At 71.4% G+C, this 15,564-nt stretch carries 16 protein-coding genes; 11 read left to right on the top strand and 5 right to left on the bottom strand.

Going from position 1 to position 15,564, the window contains the following annotated elements; genetic code table 11:
• Positions 1-36: 36 nt before the first annotated feature.
• Entirely contained in the window at positions 37-360 is a 324-nt protein-coding gene (locus tag CLV68_RS25640; RefSeq protein ID WP_147460157.1) for a hypothetical protein, read from the top strand.
• Between the two features lie 563 nt (positions 361-923).
• Here CLV68_RS25640 and CLV68_RS25635 read toward each other — a convergent pair.
• Positions 924-1,889, bottom strand: a complete 966-nt coding sequence (locus CLV68_RS25635; protein ID WP_121393732.1) for a DNA polymerase domain-containing protein — start codon at positions 1,887-1,889, stop codon at positions 924-926.
• Positions 1,890-2,059: 170 nt separating this feature from the next.
• Between CLV68_RS25635 and CLV68_RS25630 the strand changes: the two genes are divergently transcribed.
• Positions 2,060-2,965, top strand: a complete 906-nt coding sequence (locus tag CLV68_RS25630; protein ID WP_121393460.1) for a Ppx/GppA phosphatase family protein — start codon at positions 2,060-2,062, stop codon at positions 2,963-2,965.
• A 55-nt stretch (positions 2,966-3,020) separates the two neighbouring features.
• Entirely contained in the window at positions 3,021-3,413 is a 393-nt protein-coding gene (locus CLV68_RS25625) for an ATP-binding protein (RefSeq protein ID WP_121393459.1), read from the top strand.
• Here CLV68_RS25625 and CLV68_RS25620 read toward each other — a convergent pair.
• The 4 genes from CLV68_RS25620 to CLV68_RS25605 are packed head-to-tail and all read right to left on the bottom strand — an operon-like array spanning position 3,400 to position 7,219.
• Positions 3,400-4,425 (bottom strand): cation diffusion facilitator family transporter, encoded by a 1,026-nt coding sequence (locus CLV68_RS25620; RefSeq protein ID WP_121393458.1) that lies wholly within the window; start codon positions 4,423-4,425, stop codon positions 3,400-3,402. The genes CLV68_RS25625 and CLV68_RS25620 overlap by 14 nt on opposite strands.
• A gap of 33 nt (positions 4,426-4,458) precedes the next feature.
• Entirely contained in the window at positions 4,459-5,613 is a 1,155-nt protein-coding gene (locus CLV68_RS25615; protein ID WP_121393457.1) for an aminotransferase class V-fold PLP-dependent enzyme, read from the bottom strand.
• Positions 5,610-6,422 (bottom strand): tryptophan 2,3-dioxygenase, encoded by an 813-nt coding sequence (locus CLV68_RS25610; RefSeq protein ID WP_121393456.1) that lies wholly within the window; start codon positions 6,420-6,422, stop codon positions 5,610-5,612. Before CLV68_RS25610 ends, CLV68_RS25615 begins: the two co-directional genes overlap by 4 nt.
• Positions 6,419-7,219 (bottom strand): PaaX family transcriptional regulator, encoded by an 801-nt coding sequence (locus tag CLV68_RS25605; protein ID WP_121393455.1) that lies wholly within the window; start codon positions 7,217-7,219, stop codon positions 6,419-6,421. Before CLV68_RS25605 ends, CLV68_RS25610 begins: the two co-directional genes overlap by 4 nt.
• Positions 7,220-7,300: 81 nt before the next feature.
• On the opposite strand from CLV68_RS25605, the gene CLV68_RS25600 reads away from it, so the two are divergent.
• The 8 genes from CLV68_RS25600 to CLV68_RS25565 are packed head-to-tail and all read left to right on the top strand — an operon-like array spanning position 7,301 to position 15,316.
• On the top strand, positions 7,301-8,101 hold the full coding sequence (locus tag CLV68_RS25600) for an LLM class flavin-dependent oxidoreductase (RefSeq protein ID WP_170224574.1): 801 nt from the start codon (positions 7,301-7,303) through the stop codon (positions 8,099-8,101).
• The gene (locus CLV68_RS25595; RefSeq protein ID WP_121393453.1) at positions 8,101-10,008 is read left to right on the top strand and encodes an FAD-dependent monooxygenase; all 1,908 of its coding nucleotides are present in this window, start codon (positions 8,101-8,103) and stop codon (positions 10,006-10,008) included. The genes CLV68_RS25600 and CLV68_RS25595 overlap by 1 nt, the downstream gene beginning before the upstream one ends.
• Positions 10,005-10,751 (top strand): creatininase family protein, encoded by a 747-nt coding sequence (locus tag CLV68_RS25590; RefSeq protein ID WP_121393452.1) that lies wholly within the window; start codon positions 10,005-10,007, stop codon positions 10,749-10,751. Before CLV68_RS25595 ends, CLV68_RS25590 begins: the two co-directional genes overlap by 4 nt.
• 10 nt (positions 10,752-10,761) lie before the next feature.
• Entirely contained in the window at positions 10,762-12,291 is a 1,530-nt protein-coding gene (locus CLV68_RS25585) for a benzoate-CoA ligase family protein (protein ID WP_121393451.1), read from the top strand.
• On the top strand, positions 12,288-12,974 hold the full coding sequence (locus tag CLV68_RS25580; protein WP_121393450.1) for an SDR family NAD(P)-dependent oxidoreductase: 687 nt from the start codon (positions 12,288-12,290) through the stop codon (positions 12,972-12,974). Before CLV68_RS25585 ends, CLV68_RS25580 begins: the two co-directional genes overlap by 4 nt.
• Before the next feature lie 19 nt (positions 12,975-12,993).
• The gene (locus CLV68_RS25575) at positions 12,994-13,812 is read left to right on the top strand and encodes an enoyl-CoA hydratase family protein (protein ID WP_121393449.1); all 819 of its coding nucleotides are present in this window, start codon (positions 12,994-12,996) and stop codon (positions 13,810-13,812) included.
• Positions 13,809-14,222, top strand: a complete 414-nt coding sequence (locus tag CLV68_RS25570; protein ID WP_121393448.1) for a RidA family protein — start codon at positions 13,809-13,811, stop codon at positions 14,220-14,222. Before CLV68_RS25575 ends, CLV68_RS25570 begins: the two co-directional genes overlap by 4 nt.
• On the top strand, positions 14,219-15,316 hold the full coding sequence (locus CLV68_RS25565; protein WP_121393447.1) for an acyl-CoA dehydrogenase family protein: 1,098 nt from the start codon (positions 14,219-14,221) through the stop codon (positions 15,314-15,316). Before CLV68_RS25570 ends, CLV68_RS25565 begins: the two co-directional genes overlap by 4 nt.
• The last annotated feature ends 248 nt before the right edge of the window (positions 15,317-15,564 follow it).

The following is a 15,564-nucleotide window of genomic DNA, read 5'->3' as shown; positions in this document are numbered from 1 at the left end:
GAACACGTGTTCGAACACTCTGCTAGGCTTGGCCCCGTGAGACGCTCCACGGTGGCCAGGTACTACCTACCCTGGCCCGCCCCGGTCCAGGCAGCGCACTACACCGACCCGGCCGTCCTCCCCGCCATCAGCCACTGGGTCACCGCCCTGCGCCAACAGGGCAAGGTCTCCCCCAACGTCACCTTCACCCTCACCACCGACACCCCACCCACCGCCACCCTCACCGACGACTCCGGCCAACACGTCTTGCTCCCCAAGTCCTACCTGGTCCTCAACCACCACGGCCTCCACGTCCTGGACCCCCACACCTTCCACCGCCACTACCAACCCCCCACCACCGACCGGGAATGGTCCACCTGACCACCCCCACCACCTACACAACCCGCCCCCCAACCAGAACCGACCACCCCCGCCCACCCCGCCGCAGACCGATGACCGTCGGATCTCGGCGAACCAGGCGAGCCGCTTGGGCGCGCCCAGCGGAACTGTCCACACAGAACTGCCGGACCACCGGCGGCGCCACGCGCGTGCGGGTCGGGCAGCGCGGGCAGGTCAGACAACACAACCCGCCCCAACCCCAGGTCACCCCGAGTGGCGGCCCGGCTGTCCGCCATCGACTGCCCGCGCCCTCCGCCGCCCCACTGCAAGGTCAGTGCCTATCCAGAACACAGCCCGCCTCGTCGCGTTGCCGCGCGGGCGAACACGACCGGGCCCATCCCGCTCGGCTGTCCACCTCGTCGTATCGGCGCGCGGGACGACTACCGCCGACGGCCCTGGTTAGTGAACCCAAGCCGCACCAACCCTTCCTCGCACCCTGCTTGCTTGCCACCACCCTCAACATCGAGAGTACGTGTTTCGCAAGCCCGCCAAGGAGATCCGAGGCGCCCTGTGGACAAGTCCAGCCTTGGGGATGGACGGGCCTGCTATGACTTGCCTTCGCCCTCGGTGGCTTCGCGGGCTCGGGCTCGGCGTTTGCCCTCGTGCATGGCGACGACGCGGGCTACGGGGATGGTGTGGCCTTCGGCGACGAGGTCGGCCGGGAGGGTTTGGGGTGAGGGCATCAGGTCGACCCAGGGGTCGTTGTCGCCCAACAACTCCAGGGCCGTGCGGATGGTGAAGTCCTGGGGGGTCACGTGTTCCAGCGCGTCCCACGCGACCGGGAACGAGACTGTCACCCCGGGTCGGATGCGCGGGCTGTACGGGGCCGCGATCGTGGCGCCGTAAGCGCGGGTCGAGTCCAGGAAGACCTTTCCCTCCCGGTCGTCCTTGATGTACGCCGTGGTCGCCACCGACGGGTCCAAGCGCTCTGCGCGGGCGGCCAGGGCGCGGGTCGCGGCGGCGATGTCATCAGCGCCAGTGGGAGCGAGTGGGACCATGATGTGGACGCCTTTGGAGCCGCTCGTCTTCACCGCCGCCGACAGCCCCTCGTCGGCCAGTGCCCGGCGGACCACGGCGGCCGCGGCGACGACGGGGGCGAAACCGGCGTCCGGCGGCGGGTCGAGGTCGAGTACCAGGTGTGTCTGGACTGTCTCCCCCAGCCGGAACAGCGGGACGTGGTACTCGACGGCGCGTTGGTTGCCGAGCCAGAGCAGTGTCCTGAGGTCGTCGCAGACGGCGTAGTTGATCTCGCGTTTGCTGGACTCGGCCCACATCGGCGTCGTGCGGACCCAGGGCGGGGTGTACTTCGGCGTGTTCTTCTGCATGAACGGCGGCTGCCCCGGCCGGATCCGGACCACCGACAGCGGCCGGTCGCGCAGGCCGGGGAGCATGAGGTCGGCCACAGCGGCCAAATAGTCCACGAGGGTGCGTTTGGTGGCGTCGGCGCCGTCGAACAGCGGCTGGTCCAGGTTCGTCAGCGACACCCCGTCGCGGATTTCCTCGGTCGTCACCCGGTTCACTGTGCCACACGGGTGACCTGGGCAAACCCCTGTATACCAGTTTCGTGTCACCCACTCGGTGGAGCCCGGGATCTGAGGTTTGCCCGATCCGGGTTATGGGTAACAATTCACTTCACAGCACTGATACGCCAGATGACCCCCGGGGAACAGAGGACCAGCCCATGCGCGAAGACACCGTCGGTGTGCTCGACGTCGGCTGCTTCAGCGCGCACCTGGTGGTGGTCACCGGCGGCCAGGGCTCCCCGCTGCACCCCGTGCACTCCGACAAGGTGCCGCTGCGGCTCGACCGGGCCTACGACGACGACGGCAACCTGCGCGAAGAGGGCATCGACGCCATCGCGGCCGCCATCGCGGCGGTGCGCAGGCGGGTGCGGCGGGCCGGGGTGCCGGTCGGCGAGTTCCTGCCGTTCGCGACCTCCTCGGTGCGGGACGCGGCGAACGCCGACATGGCGGTGCGCGAGATCCAGCGCCGCACCGGCATGGCCCTGCGCACGTTCACCGGCGAGCAGGAGGCCGAGTTGGCGTACCTGGCGGCCAGGCGCTGGTCGGGCAGGCAGGGCAGGCTGACCGTGCTCGACGTCGGCGGCGGGACGGTGGAGCTGGCGACCGGGTCGGCCGACCAGCCGCAGGTCGCCACGTCGCTGCCCTACGGTGCCCGCGCCCTGACCACGCTGGGCCTGGCCCACCGCGAGGACCTGGTCGAGGACCTGATCCGCGACGCGCTCACCGCCCGCGACCTGGCCGCGCTGCACCGGGGGCAGGCCGTTGGCTGCTCGAAGGTGTTCGGCGGGCTCGCCAAGCTCGCGGGCGGCAGCACCGTGCGGGTGTCCGACCTCGACCGGTGGATTCCCCGGTTGGCGGCGCTGTCGAGCCGCAGGCGGGCGAAGCTGCCGGGTATCTCCCGGCACCGCGCGGGCCAGTCGCTGGCGGGCGCGGTGGCTGCGCGGGCGTTGATGGAGGTGACCGGGCACGACGCGGTGACCGTGAGCCCCTGGTCGACCACCGAGGGCCTGCTGCTGGCGCTGCGCGAGCACCGCTGGGAACTGGTCGGTTCCGACGCCGCCTGACCGGTTCACCCCGAGGCGCCCGTTTCACCCTCGACCAGCGAGGTATTCCCGGAGCATGACGGAGATGGCGGTGTGGTCGGTGGCGGTGCCCGCCGAACCCGGTCAGTTGCACCTGGCACGGCACGCCCTGCGCGACTGGCTCAGCGGGTCCGGCGTCCCGGAGCACACGTGCGACGATGCCGTGTGGTCCGCCGACGAGGCGATGAGCAACGCCATCGCCAACAACGGCCGAGCGGGCCGCCCGGCCACCGTCCTCGGCGTCAGCGCCCACATCGACGAGGACGTCGTCGTGGTGACCGTGGTCGACGAGGCGGGCTGGCGCGTCCCCGCCTCCGGTGTAGTCCTCGCGGGCCGGGGCATGGCCATCGTCCGCGCCCTGGCCGAAGAGGTGAACCTGGCCGTCACCGACGGCCGCACCACCTTCACCGCCTGGTTCACCCGCGTCTGAGGTCATCCACAGTTGAGCCATTCGGGTCTGTTGTGGACACCCCGGGGCGTTCGCCGTAGCGGGCCAGGACGGCGGCGCGGAGGTCGGTGTTGGTGCGGGGGACGGGTTCGATGAAGACCTCGGTGACGTCGTTGTGCGCCGACTGGAGTTCGGCGGCGAGGCGCACGCAGACGTGTTCGAGTTCTCCGGCGGTGAGGGTGTCGTCGAAGTCGACGCGGGCGCAGACCAGGACGCTGTCGGTGCCGATGAGCATGGTCTGCAGGTCGACCACGGCGTCCACCTCGGGTGCCGCCGACAGGTGGTCGCGGATGCCGAACACCAGGTCCGGTGCGGCTTGGCGGCCGATGAGCAGCGCCGCGTTGGCCCGCCCCAGCAGGAACGCCACCCCGGCCAGCAGCACGCCGATGGCGATGGACGCGACCCCGTCCCACACCGACTCGCCGGTCAACTGGTGCAGGCCGACCCCGGCGAAGGCCAGCAGCAAACCGGACAACGCGGCCGAATCCTCGTAGAACACCGTCGTCGCCGTCGGGTCGTCGCTGAAGCGCAACTGGTGCCGGAACGTGCGCCCCTGCTCGGCCGCGTCCCGCCGGACCTGGCGCAACGCCTGCGCCCACGACACCGACTCCAGCACGAACGCCCCGGCCAGCACCAGGTACGCGACCAGCGGCGAGGTCTGTTCCTCCGCCTCGCCGAAGACCGTGGAGAACCCCTCGTACAGCGCGAACATCGCGCCCGACGCGAAGATCGACACGGCGGCGAGCAGGGACCAGAAGTACCGGGCCTTGCCGTAGCCGAACGGGTGCGCGCGGTCGGCCGGGCGGCGTGAGACGCGCAGCGCGGTCAGCAGCAGCACCTCGGTGATCGTGTCGGCGAACGAGTGCACGGCCTCCGACAGCATCGCCGCCGAGCCGGTGACCAGCCCGGCGACCAGCTTGAGCACCGCGATCAGCAGGTTGACCGACCCGGCGAGCACCACGGTGAGGGTGCTCTCCTCCTTCTCCTGTGCCACGCGGCGATCCTAGGTCGCCGCGCGGCACCCCGCTCAGGTCGCGATCTCCCCCAGCACGCCGATGGCCGCCCGGAGTTGGTCGTCGCGCAGGTACGGCGCGGGCCCGAACCGCAGGTGGACGCCCCGGCTGTCGGTGAGCACACCGCGTTGCGCCAACACGCGTTGAAACTCCTGCGCACGGGGTGAGACCAGCGACAGGAACCCCGCGAACCGCTCACGCGGCGTGTCCCGGTCACGGGTCACGACGGAATCCGGCAGTCCCAGCTCGTCGAACGCCGACGCCAGCACCCCGTTCTGGTGCAGCGAGATCTCCCGCAGCCGAGCCGGGGTGAGTTCCTGCTCCACGAAGAAGTCCAGCACCCGCGCGGCGCGGTAGTGGCTGGTCGGGTCGTAGGTGGACCCGGCGAACCTGGTCGCCCCCGGCCCGTAGGCGACGAGCGTCGGGTCGCGTTCATCAGCGAGGGCATCGAACTCGGCGAACCACCCGGTGATCACCGGACGGGTCTGCTGCGCGTGTGCGGGCAGCCGCAGGAAGCAGTTGCCCTCCCCGAGTTGCAGGTACTTGTAGCCGCCACCGACGATCCAGGCGTCCGCGAGCCCGTCGAAGTCGAACGGCACCACACCAAGGGCGTGGTACGCGTCGACGAGCAGCTCGGCACCGTGCCGCTCACAAGCGGCGGCCACCGCACCCAGCCCAGGCACGATCCGCGATGTCTCGAACAGCACCGACGACACCAGGACCGCCGCCGCCCGATCGTCCACTTCGGACGCCAGCCGCTCGGCGAGGGTGTCCGCGGGCTCGGCGGGAACCCGGACGATCCGGACGAACTCCTCGGCGAGCCTGCCCAGCTGCCTGCGCAGGGTGTGGAACTCGCCATCGGTGGTCACCAGCTTCGGTCGCCCGGTGATGTCGACGGCGGACAGGAAGCGCACCACCAACTCGTGCGTGTTGGCCCCCAGCGCGATGTCACCACCCGGGTCGCCGAGCAACTCCCCGTACGCGGCCCGCACCCGGTCCGCCTTGGCGAACGCGCGCCCCCACTTGTCGTCCACCTCGAGCGCCGCGTCGTCGAAAGCCTCGATCTGGCCCTCCAGCGCGACATCCGGCCACGCCTGGTGCGAGTGCCCGGTCAGCAGCAGCCGGTCCGCCACGCGGAACCGGGTGTAGTGCGCGGCGAGGTCGCTCACAGCTCGCTCCGCACGGCCCACAGGTCGGGGAACGCGGGGTCGAACAGGGTGCCGCGCAGGTAGGCCGCGCCCGCGGACCCGCCGGTGCCCTGCTTGGTGCCGATCGTGCGCTCGACCATCTTCACGTGCCGGTACCGCCATTCCTGGAGACCTTCGTCGAGGTCGACGAGGTACTCGGCGACCGTGGACGGCCCGCCGTCGTCGGCGTAGACCGCCAGCAGGACCCGTTGCAGCTCCGGCGAGGGTTCGACGGGCAGGCTGACATCGCGGTCGAGCACCTCCGGCGGGACGGTGTACCCGTGCGTGACCAGGTAGGCCAGGAACGAGTCGAACAGCGACGGCCGTGACATCGCGTCGCTGATGCGGGCGCGCTGCTCGCCGCCATCCGGGTAGTGCGCGAACGCCCGCCGGTCGCGGCGGCCCAGCACGGCCTCCAGCTCGCGGAACTGGGCGGACTGGAAGCCGCTGGAGGCGTCGAGCCTGGCGCGGAAGCTGGTGAACTGGCGCGGGGTCATCGTCTCCAGCACGTCGATCTGGGCGACGATCACCTTGAGGATGGTCAGCACCCGGCGCAGCACCCGGGTGGCGTGCGCGGTGTCGCCCTTGAGCAGCACGGCCTGCAGGTGGATCAGCTCGTGCAGCAGCTGCTTGAACCACAGCTCGTACACCTGGTGGATGACGATGAACAGCAGCTCGTCGTGCTCGTCGGAGCGCGGGCGCTGCGCGGTGAGCACCTCGTCGAGCGCGAGGTAGGACGTGTAGGTGAGGGCGGCTGCCGTATCGGCAGGGCTGGTGCCGGTCTCGGTCACGGGGTCATCGCTCCGTCGAAGTGGCGCTGGGCCTGCTCGGCCAGCGCGGGGTAGGTGTCGTGGAACAGCGCGACCGCGGCCCGCCGGTGCGGCGGTGGCGGGGCGATGCCCTCGGGCAGTTCCGGGTCGAGCAGGGCGAACTGGCGGTAGGCGTGGGTGAGCCGCACGCGTAAGCCGAAGGCGGTGGCCGGGTCGGGGTCCGGGTCGCGGTCGGCGAACTCGGTGACGAAGTCGCGGTAGCGCCGTTCCAGGGCGTCGAGGTCCCACACCCGGGTGACGAAGTCGGCGAAGTCCGGCACGGCGGCCGGGGCGCCGACCAGGACCCCGGCGTGCGTGGCGACGCCGAGGTCGGCCAGCAGGTCGGCGACCTCGGCCGCGCGGTCGTGCGGGGCCAGCCAGGTGCCGTCCTGGACCGAGCCGAAGCCCAGGAAGCGCAGCCTGCGCACCAGCCTGGCCCTGGCGACCCGCTGGTCCTCGGGGATGGCGTGCCAGAGCACGGTCCACTGTCCCGCGTCGCTGGTCCGGCTGCCCAGGCTGAAGATCCGGCGGTCACCCTCCGCGAGCACGGCGGCGGCGCGCGGGGTGATCCGGTAGTGCACCATCCGGCCGTCGCGGACGCGTTCGAGCAGGTCGCGGCGCACGAGCCGGGTCAGGGCGACCCGGGCGGCGCCGGGGGTGGAGCCGAACTCACCCAGTAGTGAGACCAGGCCGCCGGACCAGACGGTGGTGCGCTCGCGGGGGCGCAGGTGGGCGCCGAGGATGGTCAGCACGAGGTCCTGCGGCGCGGCGTCGAACATGGGGGTGAGCTTAGTTGACACCTAAGCGGGGTCAACCGTAACGTTTTCGCCAGTGACCCCGGCCACAAGGGTGTGACGCTGGTGAAGGTCGGTATCGGACTCCCCAACACGGTCCCCGCCCGCGACGGCGGGACCCTGCTCGACTGGGCCCGTCGCGCCGAGTCGGCGGGGCTGGCCACGCTCGCGGTGCTCGACCGGCTGCGCTACGACAGCGTCGACCCGTTCATCGCGCTGACCGCGGCCGCGGCGGTGACGGAGCGGATCGGGCTGGCCACGATGATCGCGATCGGGCCGCTGCGCTCCCCCGGTGGGCTGGCCAAGCAGGCCCAGTCGGTGCACGAGGTGTCCGGCGGGCGGTTCACCCTCGGTCTCGGCATCGGCGCCAGGCACGACGACTACGCGGCCGCCGGTGTCGACCCGTCGACCCGCGGTGCGGCGCTGTCGACGCAGCTTGCGGCATTGCGCGCGGACGGTGAGTCCTCAATGGACATCTTGGTGGGCGGCAGTTCCGGCTCCGCGTTGGCGCGCATGGCCCGGTACGCCGACGGGTACGCGCACGGTGGTGGTCCGCCGCGGGCGTTCGCGTCGGCGGCGACCAAGGCCAGGGCGGCGTGGTACGACCACGGCAGGGCCGGTCAGCCCGTGTTGTGGGGTCAGGGATATCTCGCGGTGAGCGACCCGGATCGCGGGCGGGACTACCTGAGCGACTACTACGCCTTCACCGGCCCGTTCGCCGACAAGATCGCGGCGGGCGCGTTGACCAGCGTGCGGGCCATCAAGGACTACATCCGCGGCTACGCCGACACGGGGTGCGACGAGCTGATCCTGTTCCCCACCACGCTCGACGTCGCCGACATCGACCGACTGGCCGAGGCGATCTGATGGACGTCTCGATCCTCGGCGCCGGACCGGCCGGGCTGTACCTGGCGATCCTGCTGCGCAAGGCGGGCCACACCGTCACCGTGCACGAGCGCAACGCCCCGGACGCCACGTTCGGCTGGGGCGTGGTGTTCTCCGAGGAGACGCTGGGCGCGCTGCGCGACGCCGACCCGCCGACGCACCTGGAGATCACCGACTCGTTCGCCCGCTGGTCGACCATCGACATCCGCCACCGCGGCCAGGTCGTGCGCTCCACCGGCCACTCGTTCACCGCCATCGCCCGGCGGCACCTGCTGGCGATCCTGCAGACCAGGGCCACCGACCTGGGTGCCGACCTGCGCTTCGGGTCCGAGGTGGACGAACCACCGGATGCCGACCTGCGGGTGGCGGCCGACGGCGCGAACAGCAGGACCAGGCAGCGGCACTTCCGCGCGAAGGTGTCCACCCAGGGCGGCAAGTACGTGTGGTTCGGCACGGACCTGGTGCTCGACGCGTTCACCTTCGCGTTCCGGGAGACCGAGCTCGGGCTGTTCCAGGCGCACGCGTACCCGTTCGACGAGCACACCAGCACGTGGATCGTGGAGTGCGCCGAGCCGGTGTGGCGGCGCGCGGGGCTCGACACCGCTTCCGAGCAGGAGAGCATCGCGTTCTGCGAGCGGCTCTTCGCCGACGACCTCGCGGGGGCGACGCTGCGGTCGAACCGCTCGCTGTGGCTGGACTTCCCGCTGGTGCGGTGCGGGAGCTGGCACAAGGGGAACCTGGTCCTGCTGGGCGACGCCGCGCACACCGCGCACTTCTCCATCGGCTCCGGCACGAAGCTGGCCATGGAGGACGCGATCGCGCTCGCGAACTCGCTGGCCCGCACACCTTCGCTTGAGGCAGCGCTGACGGACTACGAGCTGGAACGCCAGCCTGCCGTGGAACGGTTCCAGCAGGCGGCGGCGGAGAGCGCGGCGTACTTCGGGCGGACGGCGAACTACACGTCGTTCGAGCCCGTGCAGTTCGCGGTGAACCTGCTGACCCGTAGTGGGCGCGTCACGCACGCGAACCTGGCGCAGCGCGATCCCCGCCTGGTGCGGCGGGTCGACTCGTGGATCGCCGGTCGGGCCATCGCACCGCCGCCGGTGTTCGCGCCGTTCAAGGAGTTCGCGAACCGGCTGGTGGCAGAAGTGTCCACACCGGACGAAGCCGCTTCGAGGGCCGCGGACGGGTACGGGCTCGTGCTGACCGGGCCAGTGGGGGTGACGGGACGGGACTCCCCGCCACTGGCGGCCTGGACCGGGATCGACGCGCCGCTAGGGGTCCGGCTGACGCACTTCGGCGCGCGTGGGGTCGAGCCGGTTGCCGCTTCCCCTGTGCCGTACGGGCCTGGCGCGCCGGTGCCGGTGGAGTTGACCGACCTGGACGAGGTCCGGCAGGCGTTCGTCGATCACGCGACGCGGGCAGCCGAGGCCGGAGTCGCCCTGCTGGAGCTGGACATGGCGGAGGGGCACCTGCTCGCCGGGTTCCTGTCGCCCCTGACGAACCGCCGCACCGACGAGTGGGGTGACCGGCACAAGTTCCCGCTGTCGGTGCTCGACGCCGTCCGCGCGGCATTCCCCCGCACCCTGTCCGTCCGACTCACGGTGACCGACTGGTCCCCCGGCGGCACCACGATCGCCGACGGCATCGCCTTCGCCCGCCAACTCCACGCCCACGGCACCGACCTCGTGCACGTCCGCGCGGGCCACACCACCCCGGACTTCCGCCCGGACTACCGGCGCGGCTACCTGACCACCCTGTCCGACCGCGTCCGCAACGAGGCGGGGATCCCCACCCTCGTCGGCGGGTACCTGACCACGCTCGACGAGGTCAACACGGTCGTCGCGGCGGGTCGAGCCGACCTGTGCGTGCTCACGGAGGCGCCGTGAGCCACCAGTTCGCGGACCTCACCTCGCCGCAGGCCGCCGCACTGCGGGAAAGCACGACGGTGCTGCTGCTGCCGGTGGGGGCCGTGGAGCCGCACGGACCGCACGCGCCGCTGGACACCGATCCGCTGATCTCGGCGGGGATGTGCGCGCGGGCGGCCGACCGGTTCGCCGGGGATCCGGTCACCGTGAAGGTGTTGCCCGCGCTCTCCTACGGGGTCACCGAGTTCGGGGCGGGGTTCGCGGGAGCGGTGGGGATCAGCGCGGAGACGCTGGGCCGATTGGTGGTCGAGATCTGCTCGTCGTTGGCCGCGCAAGGCTTTCCCAGGGTCGTCGTCGTCAACAACCACTTCGAGCCGGGACACGTGACGGCGCTGCGGGACGCGGTGAAGACCTTGGCCGACAAGGGAATCCGCACGACCTACCTCGACCTGCTCCGCCGCGCGGCCGTCACCCGGTTGACCGAGGAGTTCCGGTCCGGCTCCTGCCACGCGGGCCGGTACGAGACCTCGCTCGTGCTCGCCGACCGCCCCGACCTGGTCGACACCGACGTCATGGCCGCCTTGCCACCACTGCTCGTCGACATGCCCGCCGCGATGGGGTCCGGCGCACAGGGGTTCATCGAGATGGGCATGGGAGACGCCTACTGCGGTGCTCCGGCCGAGGCGAGTGCCGAGGAGGGGCACGACACGTTCGCCCGGTTGACCGAGTTGCTGGTCGAGGCCATCCACGACCAGGTGAGTTGAGAGGAGCACGGTGCAGGCAACGCAGCTCAACCTCGCAAGCCACTTCCTCGACCGCAACCTCGACCTGGGCCGGTCGGACCGCCCAGCCCTGCTCGGCCCGACCGGCCCCACCAGCTACGCCGACCTCGCCGCGCTCACCAACCGGATCGGCAACGTCCTGCTCGAGTTCGGCGTCAGGCCCGGGGATCGGGTGCTGTTAGCCCTGTCCGACGGTGTCGAGTTCGTCGCCGCCTGGTACGCGGCGCAGAAGGTCGGCGCCATCACCGCCGAGGTCTACACTTTCCTGACCGCCAAGGACTACGCCTACTTCCTCGACTACACCGACGCCACGGTGATCATCGCCGACTCCCTCACGCTTGACCGGCTCCGCGAGGCGGGCGTCCAGGATCGGACCGTTCTGGTAGTCGGCGCAGGCGAGTTACGTTCCAACGAGCACGACCTCGACGCGCTGGCTTCGGGCGCTGAGTCCACTGTGGATGCTGTGTTGCGCGCCGAGGGCGACGTGGTGCTGTGGAAGTTCACCACGGGCAGCACGGGCGCGCCGAAGGCATGTCCGCACGGCGTCCGCAGTCCGCTCAACAGCCACGAGTGGTACGCGCGCGGTGTGCTCGGCCTGACCGAGGACGACATCGTGCTGCCGGTGCCGAAGCTGTTCTTCGGCTACGCCCGCGACCTGACCGCGTTGTTCCCGTTCGGGGTCGGCGGCGCCGGGATCGTGTTCCCCGAGCGCACCACGCCGGAGCGGGTCTTCGCGTTGATCGCCCGGCACCGGCCGACCGTGCTGGTGAACGTGCCGACGATGATGGCCGCGATGGTCGCGCACCCGCTGGCCGCCGACCAGGACCTGAGCTGCCTGCGGCTGTGCACGTCGGCGGGCGAGGCACTGCCGCCCGAGCTGCACCGCAAGTGGGACAACACCTTCGGCGTCGAGGTGATCGACGGGATCGGCTCGTCGGAGGCGTACCACATCTACATCTCCAACCGCCCCGGCGCGGCGAGCACCGGCAGCATCGGGTCCCTGGTCCCCGGCTACACCGCGCGGGTCGTCGACCCGGACGGCGTCGAGGTCCCCGATGGCGAGGTCGGCACCCTGGAGATCACCGGTGCGACCGCGGCGTCCGGGTACGTGGGTGACCCGGCGAAGTCGGCGACCACCTTCCCCGGTGGCGACACCGTCCACACGGGAGACCTGGTGGTGCGCGATCCGGATGGCGAGTTCCACTACCGGGGCCGCGCGGACGACCTGTTGAAGGTCAGCGGGATCTGGGTGGCGCCGAGCGAGATCGAGCACTGCCTGATCGGGCACCCGGATGTCGTGGAGTGCGCCGTCCTCGGCCACAACCGCGACGGGCTGATCCGGCCTTACGCGTTCGTGGTGGTCACCGGGGAGGCCACTGAGGACGACCTGCGCCGGTTCGTCCGCGAGCGGTTGTCCCCGCACAAGACCCCCGAACGGGTGGTCTTCGTGGCCACTCTCCCCCGCACCACCAACGGCAAGCTCGACCGCAGGGCGTTGCGCGCGTTGGATGTGTCCTCATGAGACGCGTCGTCATCACCGGTGGCACCAGGGGCATCGGCGCGGCCATCGCGACCCGGTTCCGGGACGCGGGCGACGAGGTGTTCGCACTGGGCCGGGCCGACTGCGACGTCACCGACGAAGCAGCGGTGCGGGCGTTGTTCGCCGACCTCGGGCCGGTCGACGTGCTGGTCAACAACGCCGGGATCGCCTCAAGCGCTCCGCTGGCGAAGACCACGGTCGCGCAGTGGCGCACGCAGCACGACGTGAACGCGCTGGGCGGGTTCCTGTGCACCCGGGCGGTGCTGCCGCGGATGCTGGAGCGCGACACCGGGCGGGTCGTGTTCGTGGCGTCCACCGCGGGCAAGGTCGGGCAGCGGTACACCGCCGCATACTCGTCGGCCAAGCACGCCGCGATCGGCCTCATGCGGGCGGTCGCGGCGGAGGTCGCGGGCACGGGGGTGACGTCGAACGCCGTGTGCCCGACGTTCACCCGCACCGACATCGCCGCCGAGGCGGTACGCACCATTGTGGACAGAACGGGGCGCACGCCCGCGGACGCGGAGGCCGCGCTGGCGTCGGCGTCCCCGCTGGGGCGGTTGCTCGAACCGGACGAGGTGGCGTTCGCGGTGGTGTTCCTGGCCGCGGCGGAGGCGGGCGCGGTGAACGGGCAATCGCTCGTGCTCGACGGAGGAGGAGTCCAGTGACCGGTGTTGGAGGCAGTCGATGAGCCCGTTCCGGGCATCACCCGGGGTGACCGGCGAGTGGGGCCACTTCGGGTTCACCGTCGAGGACGGGGTCGCCACGGTGACCCTGGACCGGCCGGAGAAGCTGAACGCGCTCACCTTCGACGTGTACGCGGACCTGCGCGACTTGGTGGCCGAGCTGCCGCACCGCGGCGACGCGAAGGTGTTGGTGCTGCGGGGAACCGGGCGCGGGTTCTGCTCGGGCGGGGACGTCGAGGAGATCATCGGCGAGCTCCAGTCGATGGCGGCGGCGGAACTGCTGGAGTTCACCCGGATGACCGGCGCCGTCGTGCGGGCGCTGCGCGAGTGCCCGATGCCGGTGATCGCGGCGGTGAACGGGGTCGCGGCGGGCGCGGGGTCGGTGCTGGCGCTGGCGGCGGATTTCCGTTTGCTGGCCGAGGAAGCGTCGTTCTCCTTCCTGTTCACCAAGGTCGGGTTGGCCGGTGCCGACATGGGGTCGGCGTACCTGCTGCCGCGCTTGGTGGGGCTCGGGCGGGCAACGGAACTGCTGATCCTGGGCGAGCGGGTCGACGCGGCTCGGGCGGAGCAACTCGGGTTGGGCACGGTGGTCGACGATCTCCCCGCGGCCGCGGAGTCCCTGGCCCGTCGGCTCGCGGATGGGCCCGCGCTGGCGTACTCCATGACGAAGGTGCTGCTGACCCGCGAACAGGACCTGGACCTGGCGTCGTCGATCGAACTGGAGGCGATCAGCCAGGCCCTGCTGATGAAGTCCACCGACCACGCCGAGTTCTACGCGGCCTGGTCCGCTGGCCGCCCCCCGGTGTGGAGGGGCCGATGACCCCGCACCGCGTTGTGACAGCACCGGACCTGGCCCCACCAGTCGGCTTCGCCCACGCCGTGGTCGCGGCACCGGGGAGCACCGTGTACCTGGGCGGCCAGACGGCCCTGGACCCCGCCGGGGCGATCGTCGGCGCGACCATGGCGGAGCAGTTCGACCAGGCCGCGGGCAACGTAGTCTCCGCACTGACCGCGGCGGGTGCCCATGCCTCGCACCTGGTCTCCTTCATCATCTACGTGACCGACGTGGCCGCGTACAAGGCAGCCCTGCCGGAGCTGGGTCCGTTGTGGCGCAAACACTTCGGCAGGCACTACCCGGCCGTGGCCCTGCTGGGGGTGACCCGGCTGTTCGACGAGGAAGCCCTGATCGAACTGGTGGCGACCGCCGTGGTTCCCGGAGGTGCGGCGTGAGCTCACTGGATGACCTGCGCGCGCGGTGCGAGGCGTTGGCCCAAGGTCCACTGCGGACCGCGGCAGAGCAGGGGACTCCCGGGCGGCTCAACCGGGGGCTGGTGAAGGCGTTGGCGGAGCACGGGGTGTTGGCGGAGATCTTCGACCGGCCCGCGAAAGCGTTGGTGCTGTGTGTGATCCGGGAGGCGCTCGCGCGGCACTGCACCGAGGCGGAGACGGCGTTCGCGTTGCAGGGGTTGGGCGCGTACCCGATCGTGCTGGCGGGGAGCGCCCCGATCGTCGACGAGTGGGTTCCCCGGGTGGCCGCCGGGGACGCCGCGGTGGGGTTCGCGCTGACGGAGCCGGAGGCGGGCTCGGACGCGGCGCACCTGGTGTTGCGGGCGGTCCCCGAAGGCGACGACTTCTTGCTGACCGGGGAGAAGACCTACATCTCGAACGCCCCCGAAGCCGACGTGTACTCGGTGTTCGCCCGCACCAGCGACACCGGCGCCAAGGGCATCACCGCGTTCGCCGTCCCCCGCGACACCCCCGGCCTCGACGGCGAGCCGCTCGACCTGCTCGCCCCGCACGCCATCGGCCGCCTGCGCTTCACCGGGGCCCGCGTCCCCCGCGCGAACGTCCTCGGCGAGGTCGACGGCGGCTGGTCGGTCGCCATGCGCACCCTCGACATGTTCCGCCCCAGCGTCGGCGCCTTCGCCGTCGGCATGGCCCAGGCCGCCCTCGACGCCGCCATCGCCCACGCCACCCACCGGCACGCCTTCGGCAAACCCCTCTCCGCCTTCCAGGGCCTCACCCACCAACTCGCCGACGTGGCCACCCGCCTGCACGCCGCCCGCCTCCTCGTCCACGACGCCGCCACCGCCTACGACGCCGCTCCCGGCACCACCGCGTCCCTCTCGGCCATGGCCAAGCTCTTCGCCACCGAGACCGCCCAACAAGCCGTCGACCTCTCCATCCAGGTCCACGGCGCCCAAGCCCTCGAACGCGGCCACCTCCTCGAACACCTCTACCGCGAGGTCCGAGCCCCCCGCATCTACGAGGGCACCTCCGAGATCCAACGCGAGATCATCGCCCGCGCCCTCTTCCGCAAGTAGCCCCCGGCAGCCCGCCAAGGGCACGGGCCCTCACGTGAACCAGCCTCGGGTGGAAACCCGCGTCCTGGATCGCGATCACCACCGTCGTGGAAGAGTTCAGCAAGAGCGACCGGTGCGACGCCGCCTGACATGAGCTTGTCGGCCGGCGGGAGCCACGCGCCTGCCGTTCGCGTCGGCGGGATCGGCGGCCAACTGCCGCACAGCCGCTTGAACGCTGTCCGGCAGGTCCGTCAAAGCGCCATCAAGCC

The sequence above is a fragment of the Actinokineospora cianjurensis genome (assembly GCF_003663795.1).
GTDB lineage: Bacteria > Actinomycetota > Actinomycetes > Mycobacteriales > Pseudonocardiaceae > Actinokineospora > Actinokineospora terrae.
The sequence above is the reverse complement of the archived record's forward strand: the minus strand, read 5'-3'. Positions and strand labels throughout refer to the sequence as shown.

Excerpts from the sequence above, each read along its gene's own strand:
- CLV68_RS25605 (WP_121393455.1), bottom strand. The coding sequence starts at position 7,219 with ATGTTCGACGCCGCGCCGCAGGACCTCGTGCTGACCATCCTCGGCGCC.
- CLV68_RS25575 (WP_121393449.1), top strand. The coding sequence starts at position 12,994 with ATGAGCCCGTTCCGGGCATCACCCGGGGTGACCGGCGAGTGGGGCCAC.
- CLV68_RS25580 (WP_121393450.1), top strand. The coding sequence starts at position 12,288 with ATGAGACGCGTCGTCATCACCGGTGGCACCAGGGGCATCGGCGCGGCC.
- CLV68_RS25625 (WP_121393459.1), top strand. The coding sequence starts at position 3,021 with ATGACGGAGATGGCGGTGTGGTCGGTGGCGGTGCCCGCCGAACCCGGT.
- CLV68_RS25570 (WP_121393448.1), top strand. The coding sequence starts at position 13,809 with ATGACCCCGCACCGCGTTGTGACAGCACCGGACCTGGCCCCACCAGTC.
- CLV68_RS25595 (WP_121393453.1), top strand. The coding sequence starts at position 8,101 with ATGGACGTCTCGATCCTCGGCGCCGGACCGGCCGGGCTGTACCTGGCG.
- CLV68_RS25630 (WP_121393460.1), top strand. The coding sequence starts at position 2,060 with ATGCGCGAAGACACCGTCGGTGTGCTCGACGTCGGCTGCTTCAGCGCG.